Here is a 17,819-nt window from a genome sequence, read left to right on the forward strand (position 1 = left end):
AGGACCCGTTATGAACATTATTCAACGCTTCAACCTCAGCGGCTGCGTGGCCGTGATCACCGGCGGCGGTCGCGGCATTGGCCGCGGCATCGCCCTGGCCTACGCTGAAGCCGGTGCCGATGTGGTCCTGGCGGCCCGCACCCTGGCCGACGTCGAAGCCGTGGCCGAAGAAGTACGCGCCCTGGGCCGCCGGGCCCTGGCCTTGAGCTGCGACGTAAATGACAGCGAACAGCGCAGCGCTCTGGTCACCCAGGCCCGCGAGCAGATGGGCCGTATCACCCACCTGGTGAACAACGCAGGCGGCGCCGGGCCCAATGACCCCTTGACCCTGAGCGTGGAGCGTTTTGAGGAAATCATGCGTTTCAACGTGTCCTCGGCCTACCACCTGAGCCAGCTGTGCGTGCCGCACATGCGCGAGGCGGGCCAGGGCAACATCATCAATATCACCTCGGGGGCGGCGCGTTATGCGCAAACCCAGTTCAGCGCCTACGGCACTGCCAAGGCCGCGTTGAGCCATATGACCCGCCTGCTGGCCCAGGACTTTGCGCCGCAGGTGCGGGTCAACGGCATTGCCCCTGGCCCGGTGCTGACTGCCGCCCTCAATGGCGTACTGCCGGTGGCCATGCGCGACGGCATGATCAAGGCCACGCCGCTGCAAAGCCTGGGCGAAGTGGAAGACATCGCCGCTGCGGCACTGTACCTGGCCAGCCCGGCGTCGCGCTGGGTCACCGGCAAGATCCTGGAAGTGGACGGCGGCGCCGAATCGAGCGTCTGGCCGGGTTGAGCCACCGGACACAAAAACGGTGGGAGCGGGCTTGCTCGCGATGGAATCAACGCGGTCTGCCTGAAAGACCTCACCGCCTGCATCGCGAGCAAGCCCGCTCCCACAAAGCGTTTTCTGGCGTTTAAGAGAGCCAATTTATGGACACACAGTTGATTGAAGCCCTGGGCGACGAGCTGTTTCACGCCCTGCGTGAACGCCGCAGCCTGCAGCCATTGACCGCCCGCTACCCGGACTTGAGCCTGGACACTGCCTACCGGATTTCCCTGCGCTTTTTACAGCGCCGCCAGGCGCTGGGCGAGCAAGTGGTCGGCAAAAAAATCGGCGTTACCAGCCGTGCCGTGCAGGAAATGCTCGATGTGCACCAGCCCGATTTCGGTTTCTTGACTGACCGCATGCAGGTCGCCGACAACAGCGACGTCAGCTTTGCCGCCCACCAGTTGGTGCAGCCACGGGCCGAAGGCGAGATCGCCTTTATCCTCGGCGAAGACCTGCACGGCCCCGGCATCACCGCCGAAGACGTGATGGCTGCCAGCCAATGGGTGGTGCCGTGCTTCGAGATTGTCGACTCGCGCATTGCCGACTGGAAAATCCGCATTCAGGACACCGTGGCCGACAACGCTTCCTGCGGCGTATTCGCCCTGGGTGAACAACGCATCAACCCACGCGAACTGGACCTGGCCAAAGTCGAGCTGCATCTGCTGAAAAACGGCCAGCCCGCCGGTCATGGCTTTGGCTCGGCAGTACAGGGCCACCCCTGCGAGGCCGTGGCCTGGCTGGCCAATACCCTGGGCAAGTTCGATATTCCGTTTCGCAAGGGCGAAATCATCCTCTCCGGCGCCCTGGCGCCGCTGGTGCCGGTGCAACCCGGCGATGAGGTCAGCCTGACCCTCAGCGGCCTGGGCTCTGCCCGCCTGCGCTTTGTGCCCTAACTCCCGTTCGAGACCTTTCCCATGAGCAAAAAGATAAAATGCGCCCTGATCGGGCCGGGCAATATCGGCACCGACCTGCTCTACAAATTGCTGCGCAGCGAGGTGCTGGAACCGGTATGGATGGTGGGCATCGACGCCACCTCCGAAGGCCTGAGCCGCGCCCGCGAAATGGGCCTCAAGACCACCAGTGACGGGGTCGACGGCCTGTTGCCCCATGTGCTGGCAGACAATATCCAGATCGCCTTCGATGCCACCTCGGCTTATGTGCATGCTGAAAACAGCCGCAAGCTCAACGAGCTGGGCGTGCTGATGATCGACCTGACGCCCGCCGCCATTGGCCCGTATTGCGTACCGCCGGTCAACCTCAAGGCCAACCTCAAGCGCGGCGCGATGAACGTCAATATGGTCACCTGCGGCGGCCAGGCCACCATTCCGCTGGTGGCGGCCGTGTCCAGCGTACAGCCGGTGGCTTACGCCGAAATCGTCGCCACTGCCGCGTCCAAATCGGTGGGCCCGGGCACGCGCAAGAATATCGACGAATTCACCCGTACCACGGCCAGTGCCATCGAACAGGTAGGCGGAGCGAAAAAGGGCAAGGCGATCATTATCGTCAACCCCGCCGAGCCGCCGCTGATCATGCGCGATACCGTGCATTGCCTGACTGAAACCGAGCCGGATCAAGCCGCGATCAGCCTCGCCATCGCCACCATGATCGAGCAGGTGCAGCAGTATGTGCCGGGCTACAAGCTGGTCAACGGCCCGGTGTTCGACGGCAACCGGGTATCGATTTTCATGGAGGTCGAAGGCCTCGGCGACTACCTGCCCAAGTACGCCGGCAACCTGGACATCATGACCGCCGCCGCTGCGCGCACCGCCGAGATGTTCGCCGAGGAAATCCTCAAGGGCGAGCTGCAACTCAAGGCATCCGCCCCTCAACCTGCCCTCGCTTAAGGAGCCGATCATGGATCTTCGCGGCAAAAAAATTACCGTGCATGACATGTGCCTGCGCGACGGCATGCACCCCAAGCGTCACCAGATCACCCTGCAGCAGATGAAAGACATTGCCTGCGGCCTCGATGCTGCGGGCGTGCCCCTGATCGAAGTCACCCACGGCGATGGCCTGGGCGGCAGTTCGGTGAACTACGGCTTCCCGGCGCACACCGATGAGCAGTACCTGTCGGCGGTGATTCCGATGCTCAAGCAGGCCAGGGTCTCGGCCCTGCTGCTGCCCGGCATCGGCACGGTGGACCATCTGCAAATGGCTTACGAGCTGGGGGTCAACACCATTCGCGTGGCGACCCATTGCACCGAAGCCGACGTGTCCGAGCAGCATATTTCCTATGCGCGCAAGCTGGGCATGGACACCGTGGGGTTTCTGATGATGGCCCATATGAACAGCCCCGAGGGCCTGGTCAAACAGGGCAAGTTGATGGAGAGCTTCGGCGCCAACTGCGTATACCTCACTGACTCAGCAGGCTACATGCTGCCCCACGATATCCAGGCACGGGTCGCGGCCCTGCGTGCAGCCCTGCACCCGGATACCGAGATCGGCTTTCACGGCCATCACAACCTGTCGATGGGCGTGTCCAACTCCATCGCGGCCATCGAAGCCGGCGCCACGCGCATTGATGCTGCGGCTGCCGGGCTGGGTGCCGGTGCGGGCAATACGCCGATGGAAATCCTGGTGGCGGTGTGTGACCGCATGGGCATTGAAACCGGGGTCAGTGTGTTCGGCATTCAGGACGTGGCCGAGGATCTGGTGGTGCCGATCATGGACTTCCCGATCCGCAGCGACCGCGACGCCCTGACCATGGGCTACGCCGGGGTGTACGGCTCGTTCCTGCTGTTTGCCAAGCGCGCCGAGAAAAAGTACGGCGTGCCGGCCCGGGAAATCCTCGTGGAGATGGGCCGTCGCGGCATGGTGGGCGGCCAGGAAGACATGATCGAAGACACTGCCATGACCCTGGCGCGCCAGCGGGCCTGAGGCATCGCACCTTGCCGAAGGCGCTGACCGGGTCAGCGCCTTCGGCGTTTTTATCTGACAGGAAACCCACCATGTCCAACGCTCATGTCGGCTGGCGCAGCCATGCTTTGCTGTTATTGCTGGCGGCGGTGTTTGCCGACAATTTTGTCGGGCGCCAGATTCTGGCCGTGATGATTGAGCCGATCAAAGCCGAATTCGGCGTCAGTGACACGGCAATGGGGCTGATTTCCGGCCTGGCCTTTGCCGCGGTCTTTGCCCTGCTGGCCTTGCCCGCCGGGCGCCTGGCCGACCGTATGGTACGCACCCGCTTGCTGGCGATCGCCTGTTTACTGTGGGCCGTGGCCACCCTGCTGTGCGGGCTGGCAGTGAGTTTCTGGATGCTCGCCCTGGCACGCATGGCCGTGGCGGTGAGCGAGTCGCCGACCACCTCGACCTCGATGTCGATCATTGCCGACCTGTACCCGCCCCATCGCCGTTCGTTTGCCATCAGTTGCTTCACTGCGGCACCGACCTTCTCTGCGGTGATCGGCCTGAGCCTGGGCGCCTGGGTGGTCGAACAGTATGGCTGGCGCACCGCATTTATCGCGATCGGCCTGCCAGCACTGTTGTTCTCCACGCTGCTGGCCTTTGTGGCAAAGGACCCGGCGCGGGGCCGCTGGGACCTGGCCAGCGCCCATGCGGCCCACCCGTTGCAGAGCCTGGGCAAGGAAGCGCGCAAACTCTGGGCCCTGCCCGCCTACCGCTGCCTGGTCATGGCAGGCGGCCTGACCACCCTGGGCTCGTATGCGATCGGCATGTGGAACACCAGTTTTCTGGTGCGCTCCCACGGTTTGTCACTGCAACATGCAGGGCTGCTGGCGGGGTTTATCTGTGGCGGCTTTGCCGGGATCGGCGCCTTGTTCAGCGGCTGGTTGAGCGACCACCTGACCCGGCGCAACCCGCACTGGCAAGTCGGTATTCCGGTGATCGGGCATGTCACGGCACTCAGTGCACTGTTCGCGTACCTGCTATGGCCAAACACGGTCTGGCTGCATGTGGCCGGCGTGCCGGTACCCAGTGCGATGCTGCTGTGCGCGCTCTACAGCTTTTTTTCGGTGTGGTGGGTGGCGCCGTCATTCAACCTGATCACCCAGTTGGTCCCGGCCAACCGCCGGGGTACGGCGATGGCTTTGCAGACCATTATTTCGACCCTGCTGGGAATAGGCCTGGGGCCATTGCTGGCCGGTTTACTCAGCGATGCCCTGCAGCCGGCGTTCGGTATTGAATCGCTGCGTTATGCATTGCTGCTGGTGAGCCTGCCGGTGGCAGGTGCGATCATGCTGCTGATTCGCACCGCCAGCCATGCCGGGCAAAACCGCTATATGCATGCAGAACGGGCGGTATAGTCCTCGACAAACTGGCGTGTCAGCTCAAAGGACGACAGTTCGGCGGTGCGCCCGGGGCTCAGGGGGAAACCCTGGCCGGCCCAGAGGTTGATAAAGTCGCCGCTGTCAGCTGCGGATTTGGCCTTGAGCGGCAGCAGCACACCCCCCGCCAACGGAAAGGCTGGCGCCTGGGGATTGATCGGGCCCAGTTCGCGCATCACCCGATTGACGATGCCCCGTGCTGGCCGCCCGGTAAACAGGTTGGTCAGCGCGGTGTCACTGGCGCTCGCCTCGCGTAACGCGCGGTGATGAGCCTTGGCCAGTTTTGCCTCGGGGCAAAACAGGTAGGCGGTGCCGATTTGCACTGCACTGGCACCCAGGGCAAACGCCGCCGCAATACCGCGTGCATCGGCGATACCGCCTGCGGCGATCACCGGCACCGACACGGCATCGACAATTTGCGGCACCAGGGCAAAGGTGCCGATTTGCGTGGTCAGTTCGCGGTGCAGGAACATCGCCCGATGCCCGCCCGCTTCGTAACCCATAGCGATAATCGCGTCACAGCCGTGGTGCTCCAGCCATTGCGCCTCGTCAACCGTCGTGGCCGAACTGAGCACCTTGGCCCCGCTGGCCTTGACCCTGGCCACAAACTCCGGCGCCGGCAGGGCGAAATGAAAGCTCACCACTTCGGGGCGCAGTTCCTCGACGAGGGCGCAGGTGGCGTCATCGAATGGCGCGCGGCTGGATACCGGGGTCGGCGCGTCATAGTCGGCGCCGAGTTCGCTGTAGTATGGCTTGAACAGCGACTTCCACTGCTCGATAGCGGCCTCGTCGTACTCCGGGGGCTGGTGGCAAAAGAAGTTCAGGTTAAGCGGCTGGTCGCAGACCGCACGAAAAGCGGCTACCTCGCTGCGAATGGCATCAAGACTCAACGTGGCACAGGCCAGGGAACCCAGCCCTCCGGCCTTTGCGACGCCGATCATGATATCGGCGCCAGCGCCCAGCATCGGTGCCTGGATCAGGGGGTGGGCAATGCCCAGCAGATCGGTGAAGCGCGAATCGGGCCAGCAGCTCATGAGGGCTCTCACGGTCGACAATCGGGAGCTGGATACTAGGGGCTCGGCTGCGGCTGAAGCAAGTTGCCCGGGATTATGTAGCAGCTGACGAGCGGAGCGAGGCTGCGTTCGGCGTGATGCGGCACCCCGACGCAGCCGTCGTAATGCCTGAGTGCAGATTGCAGCTGACATACCGTGGTGCCTGATTTCACGACGGCTGCGCCGCCGAACGCAGCCTCGCTCCGCTCGTCAGCTGCTACGAAAATGTGCAATTGCCGAATTATTTTTTGCCCGCCAATGCCGAAATCAGTGCCGGGTCATGATTATAGATATCCGGCGCATAGGTCACCTTGCCGTCCTTGTTCGCCTGGGCCGTCCAGTAGGTCATCAGGATCGGCGTCGGCTTGGACAGCCTGAACTCATGGGTCAAGCCGGTGCTCAACAGCTCTTCACTGCGTACTTTTTCGGCAGGTGTCACCAGCAGGTCGCGCAACTGGAATACCGCTTCGACCCGCACGCACCCCGAGCTGAACGCGCGCGGCGCCTTGCTGAACAGGGCTTGGCTGGGCGTGTCGTGCAGGTACACCGAGAACGGATTGGGAAAGCGGATGGCAATTTTGCCCAGCGGGTTTCTTGGCCCGGCCCCCTGGCGCAGGAGGATGTTGCCCGGGCGGTCCCAGTCGATATCCTGCGCCGCCAGCGGCTGGCCGTTGCTGTCGACGATCTGCAAATCCTGGCGGCTGAGGAAGGTAGGGTCGCGTCGAATCTGCGGCAGTTTGTCTTCGCGAAAGATGGTCGGCGGGATGGTCCAGGTCGGGTTGAGGGTCAGGCGATTGACCCGGGACTTGAGCAACGGGGTCTGGCGCTCGGCACGGCCCACCTGGGTACGGGTCTGCCACACCGGCACACCGTTCTGGTACACGGTCAATTGGGCGGCGGGTACGTTGACCAGCAGGCTGTCAGGCTCCAGATCCTGGGCGATCCAGCGAAAACGCTCCAGGTTGATGCGCAGTTGTTCGCGCCGGTCACGGGGGCTGACGTTCAGTTCCTTCAAGGTGCCGGCGCCGATAACGCCGTCGGCCTGCAGTGAGTGATCAAGCTGAAAGCTCTTCACCGCAGCCACCAGCTCATTGCTGTAATGGTGATCGACAGTCGTCGGCATGTGGTTCAGATAGCCTTCGCTGACCAGTCGCCGGGCCAGGTCCGGCACCCGCGCATCCTGCATGCCAGGGCGCAGCAAGGGGCCGCTGGCCAGCGACTGCCATTGTGGCAGCGGTTGCTGGCGCAGACGCGCATAAACCTTGCGCAAATTCTGGTACAGCTCATTTTGCGGGCGCGCCTGGGCAAAGGCCCGAGGGACATCGTTCAGACCCGGGCCGGCCAAGGCCAGAGTCCAGGCCTGACGATCTTGTGGCACTTCACTGGCATGCCAGACCGGCTCGAAGCGCGACTGTTGCAGACGGCCATAGTGCAGATCCTGCAAGGCCTGCAGGTAGTGCTGGCTGGTTTCGATGTCGGCACACAGGTCATGCCCGGCAGGCACCTTGTAGTTACCGGGATCAAGGCCGTCGTCGGCCAGTTGCGTCAGCGCCGCTTGCAGGGCACCCAGGCGGCCATTGACCGACCACACCGGCTGATCGCCCTGGCCCTGATAAAAGCCCTGCAGCAGTTGCTGCATCGGCTGACTGATGTGTGTAGCCAAACTTGGACAGGCCTGGGGCAGTTGGTTGAGCGCCTGTTGCACCGGGTTTTCGGCGCCCGCCTGTAGGGGATCGGCTACAGCGACCAGTGGCGCAGTCAGTAAGGCAATGCTCAAGTAAAATGCGCGTTTTTTGAACAACTGCTTTACTCCAATTAATGGCCATGAACTGAATCGGCCGTCACGGCAAACCCACAGGCTAGCAGTTAATACAGGCGCGCCAAGTTATCGGCGCAGGGTGCTGGCCAGACTACCTTCGAGAACACACGAACCATGCTGATCTTTTTACGTCGCTTTTGTCTTGCAGCCATTGCGCTGAGTGCAACCTGTAGCACTGCATACGCAGCCACCGCCAATCCCGTCCTGCTCAACAAACTTAGCCACGCCGCCCCCGAACTCAACCCGCAAGCCCTCAAAAGTGCCCTGAGCGCCATGCAGTGCGCGGTCAACAACGGCGCCAAGCAAGCCCGGCACCTGGCCGTGATCGATTACTCGGAGCCTTCGACTGCGCGCCGTCTCTGGATCTTTGACCTCAACCGCAAGACGTTGGTTCTGCGTGATCTCGTCGCCCACGGGAAAAAATCCGGGGAAAATTTTGCCACCAGCTTCTCCAACGCCGATGGCAGCAACCAGTCCAGCCTGGGCCTGTTCAGCACCCGCGAAAGCTATATCGGCAGCCACGGCTACTCGTTGCGCATGGACGGCCTGGAACCGGGGATCAACGATCTGGCCCGCGAACGGGCCATCGTGATCCACCCGGCCAATTATGTGAACCCCCTGTGGAGCAAGACCCAGGGTCGCATCGGCCGCAGCCTGGGTTGCCCGGCGGTACGCCCGCAAGTGGCGCGTCAGGTGGTCGACAAACTCAAGAATGGCCAGTTCATGTTCGCCTGGTACCCTGACCAGCAGTGGCTGCAATCCTCGGCTTACCTCAACTGCCAGCCACGCCAGGTGGCAAGTATCGTCTCGGCCAGGATCGGGGGTTGAAAGCTCGGCGTTAATGCCGCTAGATAGCGCACACCTGTTCAAGGAGTTACACCATGTGCGCACAGCCCTGCACTTACCGCCCCATGAGCCCGGCCGATTTGCCCGCGGCTCATGGGCTGTCCGCGCAACTGAACTGGCCCCATAGCCTCGAAGACTGGAGCCTGTTGCAGCGTACTTTCAAAGGATTTGTGGCCTGCGTCGATGATCAATTGATCGGTACGGCATTTGCCTGCCCCCAGGGCGCGTTTGCAACCATAGGCCTGGTGGTGGTCAACCCCGACTTTCAGGGCCGGGGCATTGGCCGCCGGTTGATGGAACAGGCACTTGAAGCCTGCAAGCCAGGCATTGCCATCCTCAATGCCTCCGTCGCCGGCGCCCCCCTGTATCTGAGCCAGGGCTTTGTCGAATTCGGTATCATCGAGCAACGCCAGGGCCCGGCGCATGCCGTAGAACTCCAGGCCTTGCCCGAAGCCGAGCATTGCCGTGCTCTCGGCCTGTCAGACCAGGCCCGACAACTTGCTCTGGCCAATGCAGGCAGCGCACTGGAGCGCAGCGCCATCTTTGCGCAGTTGCACGACACGCTGGAGCACACGGCAGGCATCGAACGTGACGGTCAGTTACAGGCCTTGGCGCTGTTGCGCCGTGCCGGTCGAGGTCATTGCATTGGCCCGGTCATCGCTGAAAACCTTGAGCAAGCCAAATATCTGATCGCTACCCTGCTCGCCCGGATCCCCGGCCAGTTTGTGCGAATCGATGTACCGCAGGACAGCGGCCTGAGTGAATGGCTGACGCTGGCCGGCCTTGAGCCAGTAGACTGCGTCACCCAAATGGCCCTCGGCACGCCCCCGCAACCTGCTGGCGGTGTTCGCCAGTACGCACTGGTTTCGCAAGCAATGGGTTGATCGGCAAGAGCCCACAGGACTGATCCGGCGATAAACCGTCAGGGCAGGTCAAAAAACTATGGGATAAAACAGAGATATGGGTGACTGGCGGGAGTGCGTCAGGCCATATGGCGTTAACGCTGAACTTGAAGATGCTTGCCCGATGCTGGACAAGATCTGGAATATGGCAGGGGCGGCTGGATTTGAACCAACGCATGGCAGGATCAAAACCTGCTGCCTTACCGCTTGGCGACGCCCCTGTAGATGTTGCGATGAATGCCTGGCATTCACTTATCGATTCTTGCAGCCTGCGAATGTTGCCAATCGCGCTGAACCTGTAAGGGTTCGCTGTGAGAACGAGCGCAAATATACCCGCACTCTCAGGATATGGGAAGCACTTTTTAAATAAATTTATTCAAAAACAGCTACTTAGTGGTACTCACGGGCAGAAAGTCCCGTTTTTACGGGCTTTGCCAGCGCCTGCGAGATTGCCCCATGACGCTCCCCTGTCGCAGCCGGCCTAGCGGGCCAGGTCAAAGGCAGGCCTGGGCAGAGCATCCAAAAGCGCATCAAATGCCCGCAGATCATACCTGCGGGTATTGGCAGAGGTTTGCGGGATCTTGAAGTCAAGCGGCAGATGCCAGAGCACCCGCCCAGGAAACACCTGCTCGATTGCACGGTACCAATCCAGCAGTGGTGCTTGCAGACTCAGGTGCAACTCGAAATTTTTGCGTGTACGGCCTGGGTCGCCCGCCATGTGCTGGCGCGCTGTCGCGGCGTCGATAGCCTTGACCAAATAAAGGTCGGCAAAACCCAGCTGCTGCGCGGCGACCGCACGGCGAGCTGCCTGCCAAGCGAGTTGCCACTGCGCCTCAGTGCCCTGCCCAACTTGCCAAAGACACCAGCTGTAATGCAGCTTCAACGGATCGGTGTCGCAGACGGCCACCGCGTACAACTGCTCAATCGCGCACGCATCACTCCAGCGCTTGGCATTCCAGCGGGTCCAATAGGCTGCTACCTGCTCGTCCTGCACAGGCTGGCTCATTCGATCCGCAGGAAATGACTCCGGCAACAGGCTGGCTGATGCGGCCTGATTGCACCAGGTGGTTTTACCTGCGGCACTGATCCCTTCAACCACCACAATCATCTTGCATGCCTCCTTGGCCAAACGGTCGATTGTTTCAGTAAACGGTCCTGGTGTGAATGGCAAAGCAGATTGATCTTATGGCCTGTTGAACAACACAACCGGCTGCAGGGCACGACCTTAACAACTCATCCAGTCAAGCGCTCAACCACCACAGCCCTTATGTAAGGCATGGACAATGACTCGCAGGCAACACCGACAGGCACAAAATTTACGGCGAGCATCAATTGCGAGACAACTGCCTGACCAGCGACCCCATGGAGGGTGCTGATAATGGTTACAAGCCATCGCCAAACTACAGGCTTCAACAGACGCTGCGCCTGCCGTTAGTCACTGGACAGGGCTACAGGGCTGCACTAGCCTCCAGACCAGGCGTTTCAACTCGGCCAGAGAATCATCCATGATGCTACTTTTAATTCTCATCTTGATCATTGCATCGATTTTGCTCGGCTTTTTTTTTCATACTGCCAAGCAGCCGTCGAACCCCAGAAAACTCCTTAAGGCATGTGCCTTCAGTGGCTTGGCATTTATTGCTGCCATACAGATTATTCAAGCAACTTACGAAGGCAAACAGTCCATTGCCGAACAATCGCCCTTGATATTCTTTATGGGTATGGGTGTCGCCATCGTCATTTGCTTCTTCTTGGGCTGGTCTTATGCCGGAATAAGACAAGAGAAAAAAATCTGAATCGCTAACCTGTGGCCCCTATAGCGTTGCGTAAATGCGCCCATACTGGGGCGTTCGGCTTTTGCCCGGATGATGCCCCGAGTGTTCTATTCAGCCAGCCCCCCTGAGCCCTTATTCCACCAGCGTCTGGCTGACTGTTTGGTGCTGCCCAAGTAGCGACCCTGGCCATTTCAAGCACGTCGCGGTCGATCATTACCTTGACCATCGCCCCAACGCGATTGGCCCGCTCGATGGCGCCGGGCTTGGGCTGTCTGTTTTTGGGCGAAAATCTGGCTCTCTTGATACACTTGCGCCCCTTCACACTTCACACGGATCTGCGCGGTATAACGTACCGTGCCGTCGGCGAGTTTTCTGGATCTGATCGTAACCATAGTAAAAGTGGTACACGTCAGTTTTCAGGTGGTACATTTTATTACCACCCACCCTAAAAAACGCCCTTTTACCCCCTAAAACACGCCTAAAACACGTAGAGCAAAATGCTAGAAAAATCAGCTACAACCCCCGTAAACAAAGGCTCTGCGGTGTCCAGGCGCTTTAGTGTGGCGCCTATGATGGACTGGACCGACCGCCATTGCCGTTTCTTCCTGCGCCTGCTCTCCAAGAACGCCTTGCTGTACACCGAAATGGTCACCACGGGTGCGCTGATCAATGGTGATGCCGACCGCTTTTTACGTCATGACGAGGCTGAGCACCCGCTGGCCTTGCAACTTGGCGGGAGTGTTCCGGCTGACCTGGCCGTTTGCGCACGCATGGCTCAGCAAGCAGGTTATGACGAAGTGAACCTGAATGTCGGCTGCCCCAGCGATCGAGTGCAGAACAATATGATCGGCGCTTGCCTGATGGCACACCCGGCGCTGGTAGCCGATTGTGTCAAGGCCATGCGCGATGCAGTCTCTATCCCGGTCACGGTCAAGCATCGTATCGGCATCAACGGCCGCGACAGCTATGCACAGTTGTGCGATTTCGTCGGTACGGTCCGTGATGCCGGTTGCACCAGTTTTACTGTGCATGCGCGTATCGCCATTCTCGAAGGGCTGTCGCCAAAAGAGAATCGCGATATCCCTCCCCTGCGCTATGACATCGCCGCACAGTTGAAAACCGATTTCCCTGAACTGGAGATCATTCTCAACGGCGGGATCAAGACCCTTGATCAATGCGAGGAACATTTGCAGGTGTTCGATGGTGTGATGCTCGGCCGCGAGGCCTATCACAACCCGTATATCCTGGCCGAGGTCGATCAACGCCTGTTTGGCAGTTCTGCGCCTGTCATTTCGCGGGCACACGCGCTGGCTCTGTTGCGCCCTTATATCGCTGCACATTTGGCTGCGGGTGGTTCAATGCACCACATCACGCGGCATATTCTTGGGCTGGGCCAGGGGTTCCCTGGCGCCCGACGTTTCCGTCAGTTGCTGTCGGTGGATATCCATAAGGCCAAGGACCCGCTAGCATTGCTGGATCAGGCCGGGGAATTGCTGGAAGGCCGCTAAATACCAGGCGCCGGGCCGCTCTGTTGGCCTGCATGGTTATTGCCTGCAGGCCACTGGTTTTACTATCGAGTTGCATCGACGCAGGCATAACTGCCGGCATCTTCTACATCGCCCTTGCCCACATAACGGGCCACCTGCGGCCAGGCGCACAGGGGACGTGTACGCACGACCTCGCCATCTTCAACTTTTGATGCAACGATGCGCTGCGGCGCCACGCCGTGCTCCACCCAATTGTCGATAGTGGCCAGCTTGTCGAAAGTGTCGCAGCCCGCCCCGCCATAGCAATGGCCCATGCCCGGGATCAGGAACAGGCGTGCCGAAGCCTGCGCCGCAGGGCCCGAGTCGCGCAGCAGCGACTGGTAGTAGTCGATCAGTTCCTGGCCGTTATGAAAGTCATTCCAGCCCACATACAACAGCAGCTTGGCTCCCCGGTCGAAAAACGGCGCAAGGTCGCTACCTACATGCAACAGCGGCCCGAGCTTGCTCACGGCCTCGTTCACGGTCTTGTCCCAGTCAAGGGTCGTCCAGTCCCAGTCCGGGTCCTGGAAAGCCGCGTACTTGAACAGGTCCAATGCCACCGGGAACGCTTTGCCATCGACAAAATCACCTAGCAGGCGTTCATTGCCCTTGGCCACGCCGGGGAAAATCACCTCCTGGGTTCGCGGGTTGATCGGGCCCCGATAGAGCTGTTTCATCAGTTCGACCTGCCCCGCTGTCAGGCAGTCGGCCGTCTCGTCTTGCTTGCACAGCAATTGTTCGGGTTCGAAGTCACAGTGCTGCGGGTCGTCGATAAACCCCTGCTTGAGGCCAATCGGTGAGGCGCAGGCCTTAAGTGCGGCCTGGCTGATCATCTCGAACTTGGCTTTAGTCATGTTCAGGTCACGGTTGCGCCCCAGCAGCCAGCCGGGCCAGAGCTGGGCGGCATTGAACTTGACCAGCGGATTGGGCGGCGCACCGGCGACGATGCCATCGTAGTCATCGGGAAAGCGCCCGGCTTCGATCAGGCCTTCAAGGCCACCCAGCGAGCAGCCAACCCAGTACGCGCGGCTGGCCGGCTTGCCATAGTAAGCCTTGACCAGATCCTTGGCATGCACCGTCATCAAGTGGTCAGCACGCCAGGCATAGTCGATCAATTTCTCCGTGTGGCCGAGAGCGAACCGTCCGCCCTGGCCCTCTTCTGTGCTGCTGTCGTGACCGGTATCAGTGGCCACCGTGGCGTAGCCCTGCTCAAGCCCGGAGAGCATGGCCGGGTACATCATCGCCCCGCCCCAGCCAAAGCTGCCCACACCGAGCAACTTGCCGTTCCAGCCCTTGAGCGGCAACCACACTTCGATCTTGATGTCTGAATCGCTGCTGGGCGCAAGCGTGGCCGCCACCTTGCAAAAGGCCGGGTTGGGCCCGATGGCGGCGCGCCCTGCCGGGTTCATGCCTGAGAAACTGGCCAGCCGCGTCAGCGGGTTCTGCGGCATGGAGTACTGCCCCGCGGCAATGACCCGGGCCTCGGTGATGGTCGCATCGGGCAAGGCCCTGGCGGCCAGGGCACTGCAGGCATCTTCGGCACGGGCCGCCGAGGCCATTGCCAGGGCCAGCAGACCCAGGGCAATAGCCCCGCGGGGCGTTGAGCTGTTTGGTTTCATTGGGGTATCCCTGCCGTTGAATCACGCTCGAGAACAGATGCCGGGCGCAACCGATCAATGATTGCGCCACCACGACCTTAGTTGCATCGTGAAGAAGTTCAAGGCACGACATAGTCCACCTGATGCCTGGCAATCCGCGAATCGCCCAGTTCCCGACGTACCCGCAAGTGCTCGGGGTGGGTGGCATAAGCAGCCAAGGCCTCATGCGAGTCGAACTCGCTGTAGAGCACGACATCACAGGCATAGTCGATGCGGCTGACATCAACCCCGACCTCTATTTTCAGCAGCCCCGGTATCAACCCGGCAAGGCCTTCGAAACGCTCTTTGAGCAGCAGGCAGGCCTGCCGATTCCTTTCCAGCGTGTCCCCTGCAAGGTTCCACATCACAATATGTTTGATCATTGCAGTCTCCCTGCGGTGTCATCCATGCCCGGCATATCAACCCTTGTTTTTCTGGTAAACGTCCACGAACACTGCCGCCAGCAATACAGCACCCTTGATCATTTGCTGGTAATCGATACCGATACCCATGATCGACATACCATTATTCAGCACGCCCATGATGAATGCGCCGATCACCACGCCCACCACCTTGCCCACACCGCCGGATGCCGAGGCACCGCCAATAAACACGGCAGCGATCACATCCAGCTCAAAGCCGGTGCCACCGCGGGGTGTCGCGCTGTTGAGGCGGGCGACAAAGATCAGCCCCGCCACAGCGGCCAGCACGCCCATATTGACGAAGGCGAAGAAGGTTACCCGTGAGGTATTGATGCCCGACAGCCTGGCTGCCTTGAGGTTGCCGCCGACCGCATAGACCCAGCGGCCGATCACGGTACGGTTCATGATGAAGGTGTACAGCCCGATCAATACACTCATGATCACCAGTACCGTCGGAATGCCGCGATAGGTGGAGAGCAGGTAACAGAAGTACACCAGCAGGCCGGCAACCAGGCCGTTCTTCAGCGCAAACATGGCCAGGGGCGCAACATTGCCGCCGCTGTTCTGGATACGCGCACGGCTGCGGTATTCGATCACCCAGAAGGTCACGGCCACGGCGATCCCCAGCAACAATGAGGTGATGCGCAGATGCTCATGGGCAAAGAAGTCTGGAATGAACCCCGAACTGATCGCCGCAAATTCTGGCGGAAACGGACCGATTGATTGCCCCTGGGAAATGGCAATCGTGGCACCGCGAAAGATCAACATGCCAGCCAGGGTCACGATAAAAGACGGCATGCCCCAGACCGCTACCCAGTAACCTTGCGCCGCACCAATCACGGCACCGGTAAACAGGCAGATCACGGTGACGGTGAAGAAATCCAGGCGATACTGGACCATCAGCACCGCCGCGATGGAACCGACCACGCCCACCACCGAGCCCACCGACAGGTCGATATGCCCGCACACGATCACCATCAGCATGCCTAACGCCATGACCACGATATAACTGTTTTGCAGCAGCAGATTGGTCAGGTTGAGCGGCTGCAACAACGCCCCGCCAGTGGCCACCTGAAAGAACACCATGATCACGATCAGCGACAACAACAGGCCGTATTCACGGGCGCCGCGCTTGAACGCTGTCAGGGCATTGGCCCTGGATGAGAGAGACATACTGGCTTCGCTCACTGGATCACCTCATTTCTCATGATTGCGTGCATGATTTTTTCCTGCGATGCCTCGGCTATCGCAAACTCGCCCACAAAACGGCCTTCATTCATCACATAGATACGGTCACAGGTTCCGAGCAGTTCCGGCATTTCCGAAGAAATCATCACCACGCCTCGCCCCTCACTGACCACCTGATTGACCACCCCATAAATTTCGTACTTGGCCCCCACGTCGATACCGCGGGTAGGCTCATCAAGGATCAGTACCTTGGGGTTGGCAAACAGCCATTTGCCCAGCACTACCTTTTGCTGGTTGCCACCCGAGAGTTTTTCCACCGACTGAGTCACGTCAGCGCTGCGGATACGCAGACGTGAGCGGTACTCCACTGCCACCGCCGTCTCGGCCAGCTCGTTCATCACCCAACGGCTGGACACTGCAGCCAGATTGGCCATGCTGGTGTTGCGCGTAATGCTCTCCCCCAGCACCAGGCCCGCGCCCTTGCGATCCTCCGTGGCATACGCCAGGCCCTGATCGATCGCCTTGCGCACGTTGCCCAGGTCGACCTCACGCCCTTCCAGCAGCGCCTTGCCGCGAATGTTCACACCATAGGAACGACCAAAAACACTCATGGCAAACTCGGTACGCCCGGCCCCCATCAAGCCGGCAATGCCCACCACTTCGCCACGGCGCACATGGAAGTTGACGTTGCGGATACGGTCGCGCTCAGGGCGCGCCGGGTCGCCCACTGACCAGCCCTGGACCTCAAACAGAACCCCGCCAATCGCAGCCACCCGCGCGGGATAACGGTCTGACAGTTCGCGACCGACCATGGAACGGACCACCCGCCCCTCATCGATGCCGACATCACGACAATCGATGACATCGACTGTGGTGCCGTCACGGATAACCGTGATTTGGTCAGCGACCCGGCCAATTTCGTTGAGTTTGTGCGAGATGATGATCGAGGTGATGCCACGACTCTTGAGCTCCAGCATCAGCTTGAGCAGCCTATCGCTGTCCTTTTCATTGAGGCTGGCAGTCGGCTCGTCCAGGATCAGCAAGCGCACATCCTTGGCCAGGGCCTTGGCGATCTCCACCAATTGCTGCTGACCAATACCCAGATTGCCTACCAGGGTTTGCGGCCGGGTATCGAGGCCAACCCTGGCCAGCAAGTCATTCGCGCGCGCATGGGCCTGATGCCAATCGATCACACCGTGGCGAGAGATCTCATTACCCAAAAACAGGTTTTCGGTGATCGACAGCATCGGCACCAGCGCCAGTTCCTGATGAATGATGCAGACCCCCAGCGCTTCACTGTCGCGTAAGTCCTGAAAGCATCTGGGCGAACCATCGAAGTGGATTTCGCCCTCGAAACTGCCGTGGGGATAAACGCCGCTGAGGATTTTCATCAGCGTCGATTTGCCCGCGCCATTTTCTCCGCAAATGGCGTGGATCTCGCCGTCGCCCACTTTGAGGTTAACCCCGCTCAACGCCTTGACCGGGCCGAAGCACTTGCGGATGTTGCGCATGTCGAGAATCGTTTGGCTCATTTTCGCTCTCCTGTCTGGCG

Annotated in this window: 16 protein-coding genes and 1 tRNA gene; 9 read left to right on the forward strand and 8 right to left on the reverse strand. The window is 60.6% G+C overall.

The features are described from left to right. The first annotated feature begins 10 nt into the window (after nt 1-10). From BLU25_RS04925 to BLU25_RS04945, 5 genes are all read left to right on the forward strand, one after another. Nucleotides 11-784 carry a glucose 1-dehydrogenase gene (locus BLU25_RS04925; RefSeq protein WP_016781272.1) on the forward strand — a complete coding sequence of 258 codons (774 nt, stop codon included), beginning with the start codon at nt 11-13 and terminating at the stop codon, nt 782-784. A 137-nt stretch (nt 785-921) separates the two neighbouring features. Further along, nucleotides 922-1,713: a fumarylacetoacetate hydrolase family protein gene (locus tag BLU25_RS04930; protein WP_016781273.1), complete on the forward strand. Its 792-nt coding sequence runs from the start codon at nt 922-924 to the stop codon at nt 1,711-1,713. Nucleotides 1,714-1,734: 21 nt separating this feature from the next. After that, a complete protein-coding gene (locus BLU25_RS04935) occupies nt 1,735-2,664 on the forward strand; it encodes an acetaldehyde dehydrogenase (acetylating) (RefSeq protein ID WP_016781274.1) in 930 nt (309 codons plus the stop codon). 10 nt (nt 2,665-2,674) lie between these two features. Further along, the gene (dmpG, locus tag BLU25_RS04940; protein ID WP_016781275.1) at nt 2,675-3,697 is read left to right on the forward strand and encodes a 4-hydroxy-2-oxovalerate aldolase; all 1,023 of its coding nucleotides are present in this window, start codon (nt 2,675-2,677) and stop codon (nt 3,695-3,697) included. Between the two features lie 71 nt (nt 3,698-3,768). Further along, a complete protein-coding gene (locus BLU25_RS04945) occupies nt 3,769-5,082 on the forward strand; it encodes an MFS transporter (RefSeq protein WP_083369550.1) in 1,314 nt (437 codons plus the stop codon). Here BLU25_RS04945 and BLU25_RS04950 read toward each other — a convergent pair. Both BLU25_RS04950 and BLU25_RS04955 read right to left on the reverse strand, forming a co-directional pair. After that, entirely contained in the window at nt 5,055-6,137 is a 1,083-nt protein-coding gene (locus BLU25_RS04950) for an NAD(P)H-dependent flavin oxidoreductase (protein WP_016781277.1), read from the reverse strand. The genes BLU25_RS04945 and BLU25_RS04950 overlap by 28 nt on opposite strands. Nucleotides 6,138-6,396: 259 nt before the next feature. Further along, nucleotides 6,397-7,956: a L,D-transpeptidase family protein gene (locus tag BLU25_RS04955; RefSeq protein ID WP_016781278.1), complete on the reverse strand. Its 1,560-nt coding sequence runs from the start codon at nt 7,954-7,956 to the stop codon at nt 6,397-6,399. A 132-nt stretch (nt 7,957-8,088) separates the two neighbouring features. Here BLU25_RS04955 and BLU25_RS04960 point away from each other — a divergent pair, with 132 nt between their 5' ends. Together BLU25_RS04960 and BLU25_RS04965 are read left to right on the forward strand one after the other, a co-directional pair. Then, nucleotides 8,089-8,802, forward strand: a complete 714-nt coding sequence (locus tag BLU25_RS04960; RefSeq protein ID WP_016781279.1) for a murein L,D-transpeptidase catalytic domain family protein — start codon at nt 8,089-8,091, stop codon at nt 8,800-8,802. A 53-nt stretch (nt 8,803-8,855) separates the two neighbouring features. Beyond that, nucleotides 8,856-9,704: a GNAT family N-acetyltransferase gene (locus BLU25_RS04965; protein ID WP_016781280.1), complete on the forward strand. Its 849-nt coding sequence runs from the start codon at nt 8,856-8,858 to the stop codon at nt 9,702-9,704. Nucleotides 9,705-9,868: 164 nt separating this feature from the next. On the opposite strand, the gene BLU25_RS04970 is transcribed toward BLU25_RS04965, so the two are convergent. Together BLU25_RS04970 and BLU25_RS04975 are read right to left on the reverse strand one after the other, a co-directional pair. Beyond that, nucleotides 9,869-9,943 (reverse strand) — tRNA-Gln (locus tag BLU25_RS04970). A 260-nt stretch (nt 9,944-10,203) separates the two neighbouring features. Next, a complete protein-coding gene (locus BLU25_RS04975; protein WP_197676920.1) occupies nt 10,204-10,716 on the reverse strand; it encodes a hypothetical protein in 513 nt (170 codons plus the stop codon). Nucleotides 10,717-11,227: 511 nt separating this feature from the next. Between BLU25_RS04975 and BLU25_RS04980 the strand changes: the two genes are divergently transcribed. Next, nucleotides 11,228-11,515 carry a hypothetical protein gene (locus BLU25_RS04980; RefSeq protein ID WP_016781282.1) on the forward strand — a complete coding sequence of 96 codons (288 nt, stop codon included), beginning with the start codon at nt 11,228-11,230 and terminating at the stop codon, nt 11,513-11,515. Between the two features lie 476 nt (nt 11,516-11,991). After that, nucleotides 11,992-13,002: a tRNA dihydrouridine(20/20a) synthase DusA gene (gene dusA, locus BLU25_RS04985; RefSeq protein WP_029611466.1), complete on the forward strand. Its 1,011-nt coding sequence runs from the start codon at nt 11,992-11,994 to the stop codon at nt 13,000-13,002. Nucleotides 13,003-13,064: 62 nt separating this feature from the next. Here the strand turns inward: dusA and BLU25_RS04990 are convergent, their stop codons facing one another. From BLU25_RS04990 to mmsA, 4 genes are all read right to left on the reverse strand, one after another. Beyond that, complete coding sequence (locus BLU25_RS04990) at nt 13,065-14,639, reverse strand: tannase/feruloyl esterase family alpha/beta hydrolase (RefSeq protein ID WP_016781284.1); 1,575 nt, start codon at nt 14,637-14,639, stop codon at nt 13,065-13,067. Between the two features lie 98 nt (nt 14,640-14,737). Further along, the gene (locus tag BLU25_RS04995; protein WP_016781285.1) at nt 14,738-15,040 is read right to left on the reverse strand and encodes a Dabb family protein; all 303 of its coding nucleotides are present in this window, start codon (nt 15,038-15,040) and stop codon (nt 14,738-14,740) included. Nucleotides 15,041-15,076: 36 nt separating this feature from the next. Continuing rightward, nucleotides 15,077-16,267, reverse strand: a complete 1,191-nt coding sequence (gene mmsB, locus BLU25_RS05000) for a multiple monosaccharide ABC transporter permease (protein WP_016781286.1) — start codon at nt 16,265-16,267, stop codon at nt 15,077-15,079. After that, a complete protein-coding gene (mmsA, locus tag BLU25_RS05005) occupies nt 16,264-17,799 on the reverse strand; it encodes a multiple monosaccharide ABC transporter ATP-binding protein (protein ID WP_016781287.1) in 1,536 nt (511 codons plus the stop codon). Before mmsA ends, mmsB begins: the two co-directional genes overlap by 4 nt. Nucleotides 17,800-17,819: the final 20 nt, after the last annotated feature.

The organism is Pseudomonas fragi (assembly GCF_900105835.1).
Taxonomy (GTDB): domain Bacteria; phylum Pseudomonadota; class Gammaproteobacteria; order Pseudomonadales; family Pseudomonadaceae; genus Aquipseudomonas; species Aquipseudomonas fragi.

Coding starts and splice junctions, on each gene's coding strand:
- BLU25_RS04925 (WP_016781272.1), top strand. CDS start 11: ATGAACATTATTCAACGCTTCAACCTCAGCGGCTGCGTGGCCGTGATC.
- BLU25_RS04930 (WP_016781273.1), top strand. CDS start 922: ATGGACACACAGTTGATTGAAGCCCTGGGCGACGAGCTGTTTCACGCC.
- BLU25_RS04935 (WP_016781274.1), top strand. CDS start 1,735: ATGAGCAAAAAGATAAAATGCGCCCTGATCGGGCCGGGCAATATCGGC.
- dmpG (WP_016781275.1), top strand. CDS start 2,675: ATGGATCTTCGCGGCAAAAAAATTACCGTGCATGACATGTGCCTGCGC.
- BLU25_RS04945 (WP_083369550.1), top strand. CDS start 3,769: ATGTCCAACGCTCATGTCGGCTGGCGCAGCCATGCTTTGCTGTTATTG.
- BLU25_RS04950 (WP_016781277.1), bottom strand. CDS start 6,137: ATGAGCTGCTGGCCCGATTCGCGCTTCACCGATCTGCTGGGCATTGCC.
- BLU25_RS04960 (WP_016781279.1), top strand. CDS start 8,089: ATGCTGATCTTTTTACGTCGCTTTTGTCTTGCAGCCATTGCGCTGAGT.
- BLU25_RS04965 (WP_016781280.1), top strand. CDS start 8,856: ATGTGCGCACAGCCCTGCACTTACCGCCCCATGAGCCCGGCCGATTTG.
- BLU25_RS04980 (WP_016781282.1), top strand. CDS start 11,228: ATGATGCTACTTTTAATTCTCATCTTGATCATTGCATCGATTTTGCTC.
- dusA (WP_029611466.1), top strand. CDS start 11,992: ATGCTAGAAAAATCAGCTACAACCCCCGTAAACAAAGGCTCTGCGGTG.
- BLU25_RS04990 (WP_016781284.1), bottom strand. CDS start 14,639: ATGAAACCAAACAGCTCAACGCCCCGCGGGGCTATTGCCCTGGGTCTG.
- BLU25_RS04995 (WP_016781285.1), bottom strand. CDS start 15,040: ATGATCAAACATATTGTGATGTGGAACCTTGCAGGGGACACGCTGGAA.
- mmsA (WP_016781287.1), bottom strand. CDS start 17,799: ATGAGCCAAACGATTCTCGACATGCGCAACATCCGCAAGTGCTTCGGC.